The following is a 13,957-nucleotide window of genomic DNA, read 5'->3' on the forward strand; positions in this document are numbered from 1 at the left end:
CCGGGCCGTCGCCGCCGGGGGCGGCGGTCGCGTCGACGCGTCGCACGAGCACCGGGTCGAGCCCGAGGTCGCGGGCGACGGATGCCGCGGCATCCGCCTGCTCGGACGAACCCGCCTGCAGGCCGTGGTCGACGACGACGGCCCCGGCGCGCCATCCGGCCCGCGGCGCCTCGAACGCGGCGGCCGCGGCGAGCGCGAGGGAGTCGGCCCCGCCCGAGAGGGCGACGAGCAGGAGCGGCGCGTCCTCCCGCGGCTCCAGCACCTCGCGCACCGCGCGTCGCACGTCGGCGATCGGCGGCGTCAGCCGTGGTCGTCGCTCGGAGGCCATCACGTAACCTTATTCCGGCCATCCGGGCGCGGGCCGCGCCATCCGCCACACGAGGAGAACAGCATGGGCGAGTACGCCGCCGTCATCGAGATCCCCAAGGGGAGCCGCAACAAGTACGAGGTCGACCACGAGACCGGCCGGGTCTTCCTCGACCGCGTGCTCTACACGAACTTCGTCTACCCGACCGACTACGGCTTCTTCGAGAACACCCTGGGCGACGACGGCGACCCGCTGGACGTGCTCGTGCTCACCCAGTACCCGCTGTTCCCGGGCGTGGGCGTGAAGGTCCGTCCCGTGGGCGTGTTCCACATGACCGACGACGGCGGCGGCGACGCGAAGGTCATCGCGGTGCCCGCGGGCGACCCGCGCTGGAACCACATCCAGGACGTCGACTCGATCCCCGAGTACACGAAGAAGGAGATCGAGCACTTCTTCGAGCACTACAAGGACCTCGAGCCCGGCAAGTGGGTCAAGACCGAGGGCTGGGCCGACGCGGCCGAGGCCGAGTCGCTCATCGCCAAGGCGATCGAGGCGTACCCGGGCCACTGAGCACGAGCGGATGCCGCGGCATCCGCTGCACGCACGAGGGGGCGAGCCGATTCGGCTCGCCCCCTCGTCTCGTCCCCGGGTCGCCTCGGGGTGCCGTGCCTCAGCCGAGGTAGACGCCGCGCGCGGCCATGAAGGGCTGCGGGTCGATGCGACTCCAGCCGCTGTAGACCTCGAAGTGCAGGTGGCATCCGGTCGATGCGCCGGTGGTGCCGCTCGACGCGATCACCTGGCCCGAGGACACCCACTGGCCGTAGCCGACGAAGAGGCCGCCCGGCCGGATGTGCGCGTACCCGGTGGAGATCCCGCCGCCGTGGTCGATCTTGATGAAGTTGCCGTAGCTGCCCGAGTAGCCCGAGAAGACCACGCGGCCGCTCGTCGCGGCGTAGATGGGCGCCGAGCAGCCCGTGGCGATGTCGGTCGCGTAGTGGAACGGGTTCGTGCAGTACCCGCCGCTGCAGATCACCTGACGCGGGCCGTACACACCGGAGATGTAGCCGTAGGCGGGCTTCGACCAGCCGGAGCCGCCGCCTCCGCCGCCGCCACCGCCGCCACCACCACCGGCAGCGGCGGCCGCCGCCGCCTCGCGCTTGCGGCGCTCCTCCTCGGCCTTGCGGCGGCGCTCCTCCTCTTCCTTGCGTTTGCGCTCGCCCTCCTCGTACGCGGCGGTCGTCTTCGCCTCGGTGTCGCGGAGGAACTTCAGCTGCTGGTCGAGCTCGATCTTCTTCGACTCGGACTCGGCGAGCGCCGTCTCGGCCGCGGCCTGGGCGGCCTGGGCCGCGACAAGGGCCTTCTCGGCCGCGATGCGGAGCTTCTCGCGTTCGGCGCGGGCCACCTCCGCCTGGTCGGCGAGGGACTGCGCCGTGTTGCCGGCCTCCTTGGCCTGCGCGTAGATGTCGCCGGTGCGCTCGACCAGCTTCTCCATCGAGCCGAGTCGGGCGAGCAGCTCGTCGGTGCGCCGGGCGTCGCCGGCGTCGATGAGCATGTTGACGCCGAGGTCGGTGCTGCCCGTGCGGTAGAGCTGCGCGGCGACCTGCCCCGCGCTGCGCTCCGCTGCCTCCGCTTCGGCGGCGGCGGCGTCGGCCTGCGACTGGATCTCCTCGGCGCGGCGGGCGGCGTCGTCGTATTCCTGCTGGGCGACGAGGAGTTCCTCGGTCCGCCGCTCGGCCTCGGCGCGGGCGACGGCCACGTTCTCCTCGAGCTGCGCGATGAGGGCGATGATCTGGTCCACGGCCTTGGCGGCGGCGCGCGTGTCGGCCTTCGCCTTCTGCAGCTCCTGCCACGTCGGGTAGTCCGCGGCGGAGGCGGGCGCGGGGTCGGCCACGACACCCCCGGTCGCGGCGAACATGAGCACGATGGCCGCCGCGACGGCGCGCAGCCTCGACCCGGCGCGGCCGGGTGCTCGGCGCTCTGCGTCTCGCGACATGATCCCCTCATCCGCGCGGCCCGTTCAGGACCCGCGCTCGTGTCGTCCGTGCGGGCAGTGGCCATGTCACCGTAGGCGCGGCGGGGGTCGCTTCCGGGGATTTCGGCCCCGCGTGGCGCGGTTCGGCGGCTCGTTTTGGAATCTGGCCGCCGAATGCGTATGCTGTCTTCTCGGCGGTCATGCCCCGGTATGACACTCCGGCCCCATCGTTTAGCGGCCTAGGACACCGCCCTTTCACGGCGGCAGCACGGGTTCGAATCCCGTTGGGGTCACCCTGCGATGGGTTTACAATTGAACAGCTTCTTTACGAGGCCCTGTGGCGCAGTTGGTTAGCGTGCCGCCCTGTCACGGCGGAGGTCGCGGGTTCAAGTCCCGTCAGGGTCGCTCAGGCGACAAGCCCTTTCCCTTTCGAGAGAAGGGGCTTTCTCCTTATCGAGGCACCGGTTCCGATTCGTCGGGCGGATGCCGCGAGGCTCTGTAGCTCAGTTGGTAGAGCGTTCGACTGAAAATCGAAAGGTCACCGGATCGATGCCGGTCGGAGCCACATCGTCAGGAAACCCCCGGTTCGCCGGGGGTTTTCGCGTATCCGGCGCCGGGTGCACCGCGCGGGTGGTGCGCAGGCTTGCAGTCAGACGGGGGCAACGTCAAGGGTGTTCTTGGATGCCGCTGCGGCGTCGGAGACTGGCGTCCGACGGAGTCGAAGGGACGCCATGCGTGTGATCAGGATCATCGTCGACGGGCGGGAGTACGTCCTGCCGGCCGACCAGGACGTCGCGGGGATCATGACGCGGATCACCGATCAGGTTCGCGCCGGCGGCGGCTTCGTCGAACTCGTCGACGCGCCGGGCCGCACGCTGAGCGTCCTCGTGTCGCCGGGGATGAGCCTGGCCATCGAGGTGCGCGCGTCGGAGGACGCCCTCCGGGGTTCGGATCTCGGGGCGGACCCGGTCGAGCCCTCCTGGTTCGACCCGTTCGACATCACCTGACGCCGGATCGACTAGCAGACCGGAACGGCGTCGATCAAGCCCGCCACGGGTCTTACCGGAGGCGGACGGGTGGCGTTACCGTGAGGTCAGGCACGCGGGAGGACCACATGGGCAGACTGCACTACGGCGACTCGTCGTTCGAGATGGAGGACCGCCTGCTGGCGCATCTCCAGCTCATCATCGGGGCGAAGCTCCGCCGCGGTGAGAACTTCTTCATGAGCTGGCGCGCGGACGAGTCCAGCGGATTGGGCCGGCACGCGGTCTGGGTCGACAACGGCGTGCCCATCCACTGCCAGTACGACGCCGCAGTGCCGGTGGAGCTCAACCTGGCCTGGGCCGAGCGCCTCGCCGACCTCGCCTCCAAGGGTGGCGGCCTCATCATCCAGGCCGAAGACGTTCCCCTCGGCATCGAGGAGGCCGACGAATCGGCACAACCCCAGAACGCGAGCTGAGCGCGGGCGAGCTCAGTAGTCGTCGTACTCCTCCTCGTCGACGTCGCCGACGACCGCGATGTTGCGGAGCTTCCGGGTCTCCGCGGCCATGTACGCGACCAGCTCCTCGTCGACCAGTTCGTCGTGCTCGCCGGGCTCCTCATCCGAGATGAGTTCGCTCGCCGGTCCGATGAGGACCGTGGAGTGCCCGAGCGACCCGTCCGGCCGGCGCGTGGGGATCCGCACGGTGGCCGACGCCCGGACGTCGGCGAGTGCACCGGCGTAGTCGAGCAGCGCCCTGGCGATCGCCGACCCCGTCAGCACGGAGTCCCCTGAGTAGTAGAGCCGGTCCATGGTTCCTGCTTACTCCTGCGGCGGCGATTGCACACGGGCTTGACGTCGTCGCGCCGTCGGCGCAAGGCGGTTGCCGACTCGCACCTGAGCCCGTTCGTCAAGCCCTTGTCGGGTGAAAACCGCGAACGCACAATGGCCGTAGGCCAGCTGGGGGGCGGTGAGTACTGACATGGGTTGCCTGACGATCGCGGGGCTCGCCACCATCGAGCTCGACGACGACCTGACCGCGCACCTGCACGCGGTGCTCGTGGCGAAGTTGCGTCGCAACGAGCCGGTCCTGCTCGAGTGGACCGGAACCGGGGAGCACGCCCAGCAGGTGTGGGTCCATCCGTCCGCCGGCGTGCTCGCGTCGTACGACCTGCCTCGCCCGCCCGACCTCGACCGGCTCTGGCTCGACCGCCTGATGATCGCGGCGAACTCGGTGTCGGGTATCTCGATCGAGGCCGCCGACCTTCACCGGCACACGCGGGTGGTCCCGGCGGCGACCCGAGCCGTCGTGGACGGCCTCGGCGCCGTGCGGCCACCGCCGCCGCCGCCGACGACGACGCGGGAGTCGGACGAGCACGACGCGCGTTCCTGACGCGCGGTGCGGATCGGCGCGCCGGCGCCGAGGGCCGGTTCACCCGTGATCCCGCACACGCACACCTCCCGACGGGTTCGCCGGCAGGATGGCGGGCACCTCGGCGATCGGATCGACGATGCCGATCGGACCCGACAGCGTGCCCATGCCATCGCCGGCCCCGCGCGGCTGCGGCTCCTCCGCGACGAGCTCCCGCTCGAGCAGCCTCCGCAGTCCCGGGGCTCCTCCCCGGAGGAACGCCCGGCGCTGCCGTTCCGCCCCGGTGCCGTCCGCGAGGACGCGTTCCGTCCCGTCGACGACGGCGTCGAGGTCGCCGGCCGCGGCGAGGACGTCGGAAAGGGCGAACACCAGCCCGCGCACCGCCTGCTCGGCAGGCACGAGCGCGCCGGCCGACGGGTCGTACACGCTCTCGCGGAGCCCGTGCCGCGCGGAGTGGAGGATCGCCGCACTGAGCAGCTCGCCGGGAGGCGCCTCCTGCGCCATCGCCGTCGCCGATGACTCGAGGGACCGCGTCACCAGCGCGCGGCACAGCGCTGCTACGAGCAGGGACGACTCCGCGTCGAGCTGCGCATCGGCCATCCGGAACTCGATCGTCGGCAGGTGATCCGACAGGCGCAGGTTCCACATGATGAGTGCGCGGTCGAAGGTGCCGCCGACGCCGATGAGCGCGTCGACCCGGCGGTCGTAGTCGTCGGCGTCGGCGAAGACCGGCGGGCAGCCCGCTGTGGTCCAGCGCCGCAGCAGCACCGTCCGCCAGCTGTCGTAGCCGCTGTCCCGGCCGCGCCAGAGCGGCGAGTTGGCCGCGAACGCGGTCAGCAACGGCATCCACGGCCGGGCGGCGTTCAGTGCCCGGACGCCCGCAGCGCGATCCGGTACGGCGACGTGGATGTGGAGGCCGCTCACCTGGTGATCGGCGATGATCCCGAGCATGTCCTCGGCGATGCGCCCGTATCGGACCACGTCGTCGGTGAGACGAGGATCCGTCACGCAGTCCGGGGCCGTCCCGACGCCGGCCGCGACCAGTCCGAGACGGCTCGCCGACCGGGCGACGGCGCGCCGGAAGCCCACGAGAGCCGACCGGCCTTCGTCGAGCGTGCTCAGCACGACGGAGGCGTGCTCGATCTGCGAGGCGAGGAACTCGCGGTGCGCCACCGCGGCCCACGGCGTCCTGGCCAGCCGACGCAGCACCGCGGCACCCGCGTCCGCGGGCAGCAACGTGCTGGGATGCAGGAATTGGAACTCCTCCTCGATGCCGAACGTCCGCATCACCCGGGAGTCGTTCACCCCGCCGGCCTGGCTCATGGCGCCTCCGTCCCGCGCTCCTCGCCAGCGCGACTCCGGACGGTGTCGTCCGTCGCCTCGAGCGTCGGGGCGTCGGGCGCGTCCCGCAGGTGCGGGCCGCCGATGCCGACGGGGATCCCGGCCTCGGGGTGGTGCACGTCGAACGCCGGCGACTCCGAGCGGATTCGTGGGATCGAGGTGAAGTTGTGCCGCGGCGGCGGGCAGCTGGTCGCCCACTCGAGGGAGCGCCCGTAGCCCCAGGGGTCGTCGACCGCGACCTTCGGCGCGCGCCGAGCAGTCAGGTACACGTTGGCGAAGAAGGGGAGCATCGACACCGCGAGCAGGAACGCGCCCACCGTGGAGAGCTGGTGCATCCACGTCACGCCGTCCTCCGGCAGGTACGAGGCGTACCGACGCGGCATCCGCACCACGCCCAGCCAGTGGTGGATCAGGAAGGTCATGTGGAATCCGATGAACAGGGTCCAGAAGTGCCACTTGCCGAGGGTCTCGTCGAGCATCGTGCCGGTCCACTTCGGCCACCAGAAGTAGAACCCGGAGAACATGGCGAACACCACGGTTCCGAACACCACGTAGTGGAAGTGCGCCACGACGAAGTAGGTGTCGTGCACGTGGAAGTCGAGCGGCGGCGACGCGAGGATCACCCCGGTCAGCCCGCCGAAGACGAACGTGACGAGGAACCCGATCACCCACAGCATGGGCGTCTCGAACGTGATCGACCCGCGCCACATGGTGCCGATCCAGTTGAAGATCTTGACGCCCGTCGGGACCGCGATGAGCACGGTCATGAGCGAGAACCACGGCAGCAGGACGCTTCCCGTCGTGAACATGTGGTGCGCCCACACGGATACCGACAACGCCGCGATCGCGATGGTCGCGTAGATGATCGTCTTGTAGCCGAACAGCGGCTTGCGACTGAATACGGGGACGACCTCGGAGATGATGCCGAAGAACGGCAGCGCGATGACATAGACCTCGGGGTGCCCGAAGAACCAGAACAGGTGCTGCCAGAGGATGGCCCCGCCGGTCTCCGGATCGAAGACGTGCGCCCCGAAGATGCGGTCGGCGGCGAGGGCGAAGAGCGCGGCGGCGAGGATCGGGAAGGCGATCAGGACGAGGATCGACGTGATCAGGATGTTCCAGCTGAACACCGGGACGCGGAACATCGTCATGCCGGGCGCACGCATGGTGATGATCGTCGTGATGAAGTTCACCGCGCCGAGGATCGTGCCGAACCCGGTGAGCGCCAGGCCGAGCACCCAGAGATCTCCCCCGAGTTCGGGTGAGAACGTGGCCGTCGACAGGGGCGTGTACGCCGTCCATCCGAACGAGGCCGCCCCCTGCGGTGTCAGGTAGCCGCCCACCGCGATGAGCGAGCCGAAGAAGAAGAGCCAGAACGACAGCGCGTTCAGTCGAGGGAACGCGACATCCGGAGCACCGATCTGCAGCGGCATGATCACGTTGGCGAACCCGGCGAACAGCGGGGTCGCGAACAGCAGCATCATGATCGTGCCGTGCATGGTGAACAGCTGGTTGTACTGGTCCCTCGTCTGCAGGATTTCCAGGCCTGGCTCGAAGAGCTGCGCGCGGATGATCAACGCCAGCACGCCGCCGAGGCAGAAGTAGAGGAAGGACGTCGTGAGGTAGAGGTACCCGATGACCTTGTGGTCGGTCGACGTGAGGAAGCTCGCGAGCAGGCCGCGCCGGCGCTGCCGGATCGGCCGGCCGGCCGAGGTCGTGGTCGTCGGGGCGGATTCGAGGCGGGTCATCACGCCACCTCGGGGTGCGCATGCAGGGACGCGGCCGCGACCACATCGGGCGCGGGGACAGGGACGACCTCGAGTCCCGCTGCGGTGAGCGGGCGCTGCCGGTGGTATCGCATCATGCACTCCTCGTCGGACGACGTGCCGTCCGGAGCGCCGTGTTCCATCGAGCGTGACCGCCCCGCTTCGCCGGGATCAGACCCTTGACATTCCGCATGAAACGCGCTCCCTGCTCGCAGGCACCACGACGGCTTCGGGGTGCAGGTCGGGGGGTCGAAGTCAAGGGTCTGCCGCCCGGTGAACCGGCGCGCCAGCGTGGTGCCATCGGTCAGGCGAAGGGAAGCACGATGTCGCAGCAGGAACGGGTGCGAACGACTCCCGCCCCGGTGGGGCTGGTGCCGCTCGACGAGCGCAACTGGCGGGTGGTGGACCCGGAGTATGCGGATGGCGATCGCCGACAGATCGTCGGCTACCTCGCCGATGTGGGCGACGGGTACGAGATGCTGTGGATGCGCCCCGGACCGGGCGTCCGGTCCACCTTCGCCACGTTGGACGCTGCGCTCGAGGCCGCCCTTGATCGTCTGAGCGCGGATCGGGACGGGTGATCGGAACCCGTCGTCGCCCGAAGCGCAAGGGGGTCGCCACATCTCCGCCGCCCCGGTACGAACGAGGTATGGAGTCCGACGTGAACCACCCCCTGCCCGGCAAGCGGATCCACCTGATCCGCTGGGTTCCCTCCGATACGGGGTGGGTGAGCGAGGTCCGGGCGGGCCGGTACCTGGGTCCGGATGACGTCGACTGGCTGCTCGACGTCGACGGGCAGCACGAGCGACTGCCGCGCACGGTGTGGCAGCGGTTCGTGCCGAAGCACGACCAGCCCGCGCCCACCGCCCCGGCGGCCGGCGTGCTGACGATCCCGACCACGGCCCGCCCCGTCATGGAACCGTCGGCCGACTGAGCGTCGGGTCGCATCTGCGGTCCGATACCGGCGCATCCGCCGCAGATGCGGCGTAGACTGCGCTGTCATGCAGCGACTTCGGATCCCCGACGTCGCCCGCCTGATCGGGGTGAGCGACGACACCGTGCGGCGCTGGGTCGACCAGGGCCGCCTGCCCGCCGACCGCGGCCCCGGCGGTCGCCTCGTCGTCGACGGCGCCGACGTGGCCCGGTTCGTGGTCGCTCGTCGTCGGACCCCGGACGAGGGTCCCGCGGTGAGCTCGGCGCGGAATCGCCTCGACGGCATCGTCACCGAGGTGCAGCGCGAGGGCCTCGTGGCCGTGGTGGAGATCCAGGCGGGCCCCTTCAGGGTGGTGTCGATGATGACGCGCGAGGCCGCCGATGAGCTGGGCCTCGAGCCGGGAGTCCCGGCGACGGCGGTCGTGAAGGCGACGAACGTGGTCGTCGAACGCTCGCCGGTCGGCGAGGCGGAGTGACCGTGCGTGGTGCACGGGCTCGCGCGATGGCGGCCGCCTTCGCCGTCGGTCTGGCGCTGGCGGGGTGCGCCGGCGGCCCCGCCGGCGCCGGCGCCGGTGCGACGACGGCCGAGGTCCGCATCGCCGCAGCCGCCGACCTCAAGTTCGCGCTCGAGGAGGTGGTGGCGCTGCTCCAGGAGCGGCATCCCGAGCTGCGGATCACGACGACCTACGGTTCCTCAGGCACGTTCCTGTCGCAGATCTCCAACGGGGCGCCGTTCGACGTCTTCCTCTCGGCCGACCTCGCCTACCCGCGGCAGCTCGTCGAGGAGGGACTCGCCGACGAGGAGGACCTCTTCCCGTACGCGGTCGGGCGCCTCGTGCTCTGGGCCGGCGACGAGGGCGGCCTCGATCCGGCCGACGGCCTGCCCGCCCTCGCCTCCGACGAGGTGCGACGCGTGGCGATCGCGAACCCGGCCCACGCACCGTACGGGGTCGCCGCCGTCGAGGCGCTCCGGAGCGCCGGCGTTCTCGACGAGGTCGAGGGCAAGCTCGTCTACGGCGAGAACGTCGCGCAGGCGGCGGAGTTCGTGCAGTCCGGGAACGCCGATGCCGGCATCGTCGCGCTCTCGCTCGTCCGATCCGATCCGCTCCGCGGGGTCGGCGCCTGGGCGGAGGTCCCCCTCGATGCGTATCCGAGACTCGACCAGGGCGGGGTCGTCCTCGGATCGGCCCGCGACCCCGAGGCCGCCGCGCTCGTCCGCGACGCGATCCTGAGCCCCGACGGTGCGGACATCCTCGCCCGGCACGGGTTCTCGCTGCCCGACGCGACGGACGAGGGCTGAGGGGCTCGCATGGACTGGGAGGCCATCGGCGTCAGCATCCGGCTCGCCCTCGCGACCACCGCGATCCTGCTCGTCATCGCCGTGCCGATCGCCGCGTGGCTGGCCTTCACGCGGCGCCGCTGGGCGGTCGTCGTCGAGGCGATCGTGGCGCTCCCGCTCGTCCTGCCGCCGACCGTGCTCGGCTACTACGTGCTCGTCGCGCTCGGCACGGGATCGCCGTTCGGGCGGTGGTGGCAGGAGACGACGGGGACCACGCTGGCGTTCTCGTTCACGGGGCTCCTCGTGGCATCCGTGCTCTACAGCATGCCCTTCGCCGTGCAGCCGTTGCTCGCCGCGTTCGCGGGCGTCGACCGCCGTCTGCTCGAGGCGTCGGCGGTGCTCGGCAGGCGACGACTGCACGCCCTGTTCCGCGTCGTCCTGCCGCTGTCGCGCGCGGGCCTTGCGAGCGCAGCGGTGCTCACGTTCGCGCACACCGTGGGCGAGTTCGGCGTCGTGCTCATGGTGGGCGGCAACATCCCGGGCGAGACCCGCACCGTCTCGGTCGCGGTGTACGACGCGGTGCAGGCGTTCGACTACGAGACCGCGGGGCGCACGAGCCTGGTGCTCCTGGCGTTCTCGCTCGTCGTGCTCACGGCCACGTACGCGATCCAGCGCCACGGCGCCGGGCTGCTGGTGCGGCGATGACGGCCGGCGAGCGGATGCCACGGGGCGGCAGCGCCCTGCACGTCGACCTGCGCCTGCGCGACGTGCGCGCCGCGTTCGAAGTCGGGCTCGGCGAGCCGGGCGTGACGGTGCTCTTCGGCCCCTCGGGCGCCGGAAAAACGACGGTCATCCGGGCGATCGCGGGGCTGGACCGGATCGACGACGGCGAGATCCGCGCCGACGACGTCGTGTGGGACGACGGCGGCCGCCGGGTCGTGCCCGCCCGGCTGCGGCGCGTGGGCGTGCTCTTCCAGGACCGCGCGCTCTTCCCGCACCTCGACGTGGCGGCCAACGTCGCCTACGGGCTGCAGCGGATGCCGCGCGCCGAGCGCGACCGTCGCGTCGCCGAGGTGCTCGCCGCCTGCGCGGTGCCGGGCTACGGGCGACGGTCGGTGCGCGAGCTCTCCGGCGGCGAGGCGCAGCGCGTCGCGCTCGCCCGCGCCCTCGCCCCGAATCCCCGTCTGCTGCTGCTCGACGAGCCGTTCACCGGCCTCGACCAGCCGACCCGCGTGCGACTCCGCACGGAACTGCGCGCGCTCGTCCGGACGACCGGCGTTCCGGCCGTCGTGGTCACCCACGACCGCGACGAGGCCATCGCGCTCGGCGACCGGCTGGTGGTGCTCATCGACGGCCGGGTCCGCCAGGTCGACTCCCCCGCCGTCGTGTTCGACCGACCGGCCGACACGCGCGTCGCCGCCGCTGTCGGCATGGACACGATCGCGCCGGCCCGGCTCGGCGGCGGGCCCGCCGGCACCGTGGACGTGGGCGGGGTCCGGCTCGTCGCGGAGGTCGACGCCTCGGACCTGCCCCGTGAGGTCGCGGTCTGCCTGCGCGCGGCCGACCTCGGCATCGCCGCTCCGGGGTCGCGGCGTCCGGACGATGCGACGAACGTCGTGCCGGCGCGAGTGCGGGCGGTGGAGGAGTCCGCCGAGCTCCTGCGCGTCCGGCTCGACGCGGGATTCGACCTCGACTGCCTGCTCACCCGGCACGATGCGCGGCGGCTCCCGCTCCTGCCGGGTGCCGCGGTGGACGCGGTGATCCCGTCCGCCGCCGTGCACCTCGCGAGGATCGCGGAACCGGTGTGACGGCCCGCCCTCAGGCGACGCGACGGCGACGGCCGCGGGTCTCCGAGGGCAGCTCGCCGAACGCCCGCTCGTACGCCTCGGCGAACCGGGGCAGGTGCACGAAGCCCCAGCGACGGGCGATGACGGCGATGGTGTCGACCGGCGGCGCGAACCGGAGTTCGTCGCGGACGCCCTCGAGTCGCATCGCGCGCAGGTGCTCGGACGGCGAACGGCCCGTCTCGTGCACGAAGGCCGCGTGCAGCCCCCGCGGCGAGATGTGCACGGCCTCGGCCACGTGCTGCACCGTGATCGGCTCGCCCGCGTGCGCGTGCAGGTACTCGAGCGCGGCACGCACGATCGCGGACCGGGGGCCGACGGATCGGCGACGGCCGATGGGGTCGACCCACGCCAGCGGGAACGCGTTGAGGTAGGTGACCGCGAGTCGATGGAAGACGGCCTCGGTCACGAGTGGCTCGTCGAACGCCTCCGGGGCGAGCGACATGGCGCGCGTGATTCGTGCCACCTCGCGGTCCCAGTACCGGCCGAGCGCCGGTGAGCGCGCGGCGAGTTCGTGCGGCTCCAGCCGGACGCCATGGTCGTCGGCCGCCGCCCGGGCGACCGCCTCGACCCGCGCCCGGTCCAGGACGACGGCCCGCGCGGCGAAGCTCTCCCAGTGCGCGGTGACCCCCTCGCTGGCATTGATGTATGGGCGGGACACGTCGACCGCCTTCGCCCCGTGGCGGAGTTCGATGCCCTGCCCCGTGGGAGACACGACGAGGATCTGGTCGGCACCGGCTTCGACCGCGGCCGCCGCCTCGAAGGCGTAGTCGACGACCTGGATCCCGGGCGTCGAGTGGGACCGCAGGCGTACGCGGAAGGCGTCCGGGTCGACGCGCCCGAAGTGCAAGCGGGGCACGAGGGGGGCGAAGGCCTCGCGCGCCGCCTCGGGGTCGGCGGTCGCGAACGAGGACCGGTCGAGTCCGGGCAAGGCGGTTCCTATCACCGGCGCATCGTCCGGCGCCGGGTCTGGACAGCATACGACCCGGACGCTGAATATCCGCCATCGGTACGGATCCCCCAGTTCACGTGCCAACGGGCCGGACCGGGCGTACAGTGATGCTTGCGGCCGGGTCCGCGCCGGGCTCGGGGGAACACCGGCGCCGGCCCGCCGCACACTCCGCCTTCCGCCTGCGATTAGGGTGCAGACGAGGGAATGGAGGCCCGGTGGCGAAGGTGACCAGCGCCGACGTCGCGCGCGCGAGCGGAGTCTCGCGCACGACGGTGAGCTACGTGCTGAACGCCACCCAGGGCGTCTCGGTGTCGGATGCCACGCGGCGACGGGTCCTCGACGCGGCCTCGCGTCTCGGGTACGCGCCGTCGGCGGCGGCGCGCACGCTCCGACGCGGCCGCAGCGACCTGGTGCTGTGCGTGCTGCCGGACTGGCCGGTCGGTCCCGCGGTCGAGGCGATGATCGACCGGCTGGCCGACGAGCTCGCCGGCCGCGGCATGTCGGTGCTCGTGCACCACGTGCGCGGCGAGCGTCCGCTCACCGACCTGCTGCGCGCGGTGACGCCCCACACGGTCGTCGGGCTCGCCCCATTCGATCCTGACGACGTCCGCGCCATGCGCCAGGCGGGCATCGGCGTCGTGGGCACCTTCGACGACGTCGCATCCGGCCCCGCGGCGACGACGGATGCCGCAGCCGACGACCCGCAACGGCGCATCGGCCTCGCGCAGGCCGAGCGGCTCGCGGGGCGCGGTTGCCGCCGCATCGGCTACGCCACGACGCCCGACCCCCGGGTCGCGGCGTTCGCCGGCGGGCGGCTCGCGGGCGTCCGGGAGGCGTGCGCCGCACTCGGGCTGGAGCCGCCGCTCGTCGTCGAGGTCGACCTGTCGGAGCGATCGGGCGCGGAGGCGGTGCGGGCATGGCGGTCCGCCGGCGTCGACGGCGTCGCCGCCTACAACGACGAGGTCGCGCTCGCGGTGCTCGCGGGCACGCGCGCCGAGGGGGTCGCGGTGCCCGACGGCCTCGCCGTGGTCGGCGTGGACGACATCCCGGTCGCCGCCCTCGCGTCGCCGCCGCTCACCACGGTGTGGCAGTCGCTCGACCTGCAGGCGGCGTACCTCGCGGAGTGCGTGACCGCGGCCCTCGACGGCCGGCCCCAGCCCGTGCGACCCCGCCAGGAGGTCGAGCTGGTGCCGCGCGCGTCGGCGTAGCCCG

17 protein-coding genes and 3 tRNA genes are annotated in these 13,957 nt (G+C 72.1%); 14 read left to right on the top strand and 6 right to left on the bottom strand.

Annotated elements, in window-relative coordinates:
- Positions 1-328 (bottom strand): ATP-binding protein (locus AVP42_RS00005; RefSeq protein ID WP_304439340.1); only part of this gene is annotated, 328 nt, incomplete at its 3' end.
- A gap of 63 nt (positions 329-391) precedes the next feature.
- Here AVP42_RS00005 and ppa point away from each other — a divergent pair.
- Complete coding sequence (gene ppa, locus AVP42_RS00010; RefSeq protein WP_067944879.1) at positions 392-877, top strand: inorganic diphosphatase; 486 nt, start codon at positions 392-394, stop codon at positions 875-877.
- A gap of 100 nt (positions 878-977) precedes the next feature.
- On the opposite strand, the gene AVP42_RS00015 is transcribed toward ppa, so the two are convergent.
- A complete protein-coding gene (locus tag AVP42_RS00015) occupies positions 978-2,300 on the bottom strand; it encodes a M23 family metallopeptidase (RefSeq protein WP_067944881.1) in 1,323 nt (440 codons plus the stop codon).
- Positions 2,301-2,499: 199 nt separating this feature from the next.
- Between AVP42_RS00015 and AVP42_RS00020 the strand changes: the two genes are divergently transcribed.
- From AVP42_RS00020 to AVP42_RS00040, 5 genes are all read left to right on the top strand, one after another.
- Positions 2,500-2,572, top strand: a tRNA-Glu gene (locus AVP42_RS00020).
- Positions 2,573-2,610: 38 nt separating this feature from the next.
- Positions 2,611-2,684, top strand: a tRNA-Asp gene (locus tag AVP42_RS00025).
- An 87-nt stretch (positions 2,685-2,771) separates the two neighbouring features.
- A tRNA-Phe gene (locus tag AVP42_RS00030) sits at positions 2,772-2,844 on the top strand.
- 166 nt (positions 2,845-3,010) lie between these two features.
- Positions 3,011-3,286 carry a hypothetical protein gene (locus AVP42_RS00035; protein WP_067944883.1) on the top strand — a complete coding sequence of 92 codons (276 nt, stop codon included), beginning with the start codon at positions 3,011-3,013 and terminating at the stop codon, positions 3,284-3,286.
- A gap of 107 nt (positions 3,287-3,393) precedes the next feature.
- A complete protein-coding gene (locus tag AVP42_RS00040; RefSeq protein ID WP_067944884.1) occupies positions 3,394-3,738 on the top strand; it encodes a hypothetical protein in 345 nt (114 codons plus the stop codon).
- 12 nt (positions 3,739-3,750) lie between these two features.
- On the opposite strand, the gene AVP42_RS00045 is transcribed toward AVP42_RS00040, so the two are convergent.
- Entirely contained in the window at positions 3,751-4,071 is a 321-nt protein-coding gene (locus AVP42_RS00045; protein WP_067944885.1) for a hypothetical protein, read from the bottom strand.
- Between the two features lie 169 nt (positions 4,072-4,240).
- Here AVP42_RS00045 and AVP42_RS00050 point away from each other — a divergent pair, with 169 nt between their 5' ends.
- Positions 4,241-4,651, top strand: coding sequence for a hypothetical protein (locus tag AVP42_RS00050; RefSeq protein ID WP_067944886.1), 411 nt, complete (start codon positions 4,241-4,243; stop codon positions 4,649-4,651).
- 39 nt (positions 4,652-4,690) lie between these two features.
- On the opposite strand, the gene AVP42_RS00055 is transcribed toward AVP42_RS00050, so the two are convergent.
- Together AVP42_RS00055 and ctaD are read right to left on the bottom strand one after the other, a co-directional pair.
- Positions 4,691-5,953, bottom strand: coding sequence for a YbdK family carboxylate-amine ligase (locus AVP42_RS00055; RefSeq protein WP_067944888.1), 1,263 nt, complete (start codon positions 5,951-5,953; stop codon positions 4,691-4,693).
- Entirely contained in the window at positions 5,950-7,719 is a 1,770-nt protein-coding gene (ctaD, locus tag AVP42_RS00060) for a cytochrome c oxidase subunit I (RefSeq protein WP_067944890.1), read from the bottom strand. Before ctaD ends, AVP42_RS00055 begins: the two co-directional genes overlap by 4 nt.
- Before the next feature lie 341 nt (positions 7,720-8,060).
- Here ctaD and AVP42_RS00065 point away from each other — a divergent pair, with 341 nt between their 5' ends.
- The 6 genes from AVP42_RS00065 (at position 8,061) to AVP42_RS00090 (ending at position 11,757) form a co-directional block, all read left to right on the top strand.
- Positions 8,061-8,318 (top strand): hypothetical protein, encoded by a 258-nt coding sequence (locus AVP42_RS00065; RefSeq protein WP_067944892.1) that lies wholly within the window; start codon positions 8,061-8,063, stop codon positions 8,316-8,318.
- 68 nt (positions 8,319-8,386) lie between these two features.
- Positions 8,387-8,671, top strand: coding sequence for a hypothetical protein (locus AVP42_RS00070; RefSeq protein ID WP_067944894.1), 285 nt, complete (start codon positions 8,387-8,389; stop codon positions 8,669-8,671).
- A gap of 67 nt (positions 8,672-8,738) precedes the next feature.
- On the top strand, positions 8,739-9,146 hold the full coding sequence (locus AVP42_RS00075) for a molybdopterin-binding protein (protein ID WP_067944896.1): 408 nt from the start codon (positions 8,739-8,741) through the stop codon (positions 9,144-9,146).
- A gap of 26 nt (positions 9,147-9,172) precedes the next feature.
- A complete protein-coding gene (gene modA, locus AVP42_RS00080) occupies positions 9,173-9,970 on the top strand; it encodes a molybdate ABC transporter substrate-binding protein (protein WP_067944898.1) in 798 nt (265 codons plus the stop codon).
- A gap of 9 nt (positions 9,971-9,979) precedes the next feature.
- Positions 9,980-10,654 carry a molybdate ABC transporter permease subunit gene (gene modB / locus AVP42_RS00085; protein WP_067944900.1) on the top strand — a complete coding sequence of 225 codons (675 nt, stop codon included), beginning with the start codon at positions 9,980-9,982 and terminating at the stop codon, positions 10,652-10,654.
- The gene (locus AVP42_RS00090) at positions 10,651-11,757 is read left to right on the top strand and encodes an ABC transporter ATP-binding protein (protein WP_067944902.1); all 1,107 of its coding nucleotides are present in this window, start codon (positions 10,651-10,653) and stop codon (positions 11,755-11,757) included. Before modB ends, AVP42_RS00090 begins: the two co-directional genes overlap by 4 nt.
- Before the next feature lie 10 nt (positions 11,758-11,767).
- On the opposite strand, the gene AVP42_RS16325 is transcribed toward AVP42_RS00090, so the two are convergent.
- Entirely contained in the window at positions 11,768-12,724 is a 957-nt protein-coding gene (locus tag AVP42_RS16325; RefSeq protein WP_067944903.1) for a helix-turn-helix transcriptional regulator, read from the bottom strand.
- A 236-nt stretch (positions 12,725-12,960) separates the two neighbouring features.
- Between AVP42_RS16325 and AVP42_RS00100 the strand changes: the two genes are divergently transcribed.
- Entirely contained in the window at positions 12,961-13,953 is a 993-nt protein-coding gene (locus tag AVP42_RS00100) for a LacI family DNA-binding transcriptional regulator (protein WP_067944904.1), read from the top strand.
- Positions 13,954-13,957: the final 4 nt, after the last annotated feature.

The organism is Agromyces sp. NDB4Y10 (assembly GCF_001620055.1).
GTDB classification, from domain to species: Bacteria; Actinomycetota; Actinomycetes; order Actinomycetales; family Microbacteriaceae; genus Agromyces; species Agromyces indicus.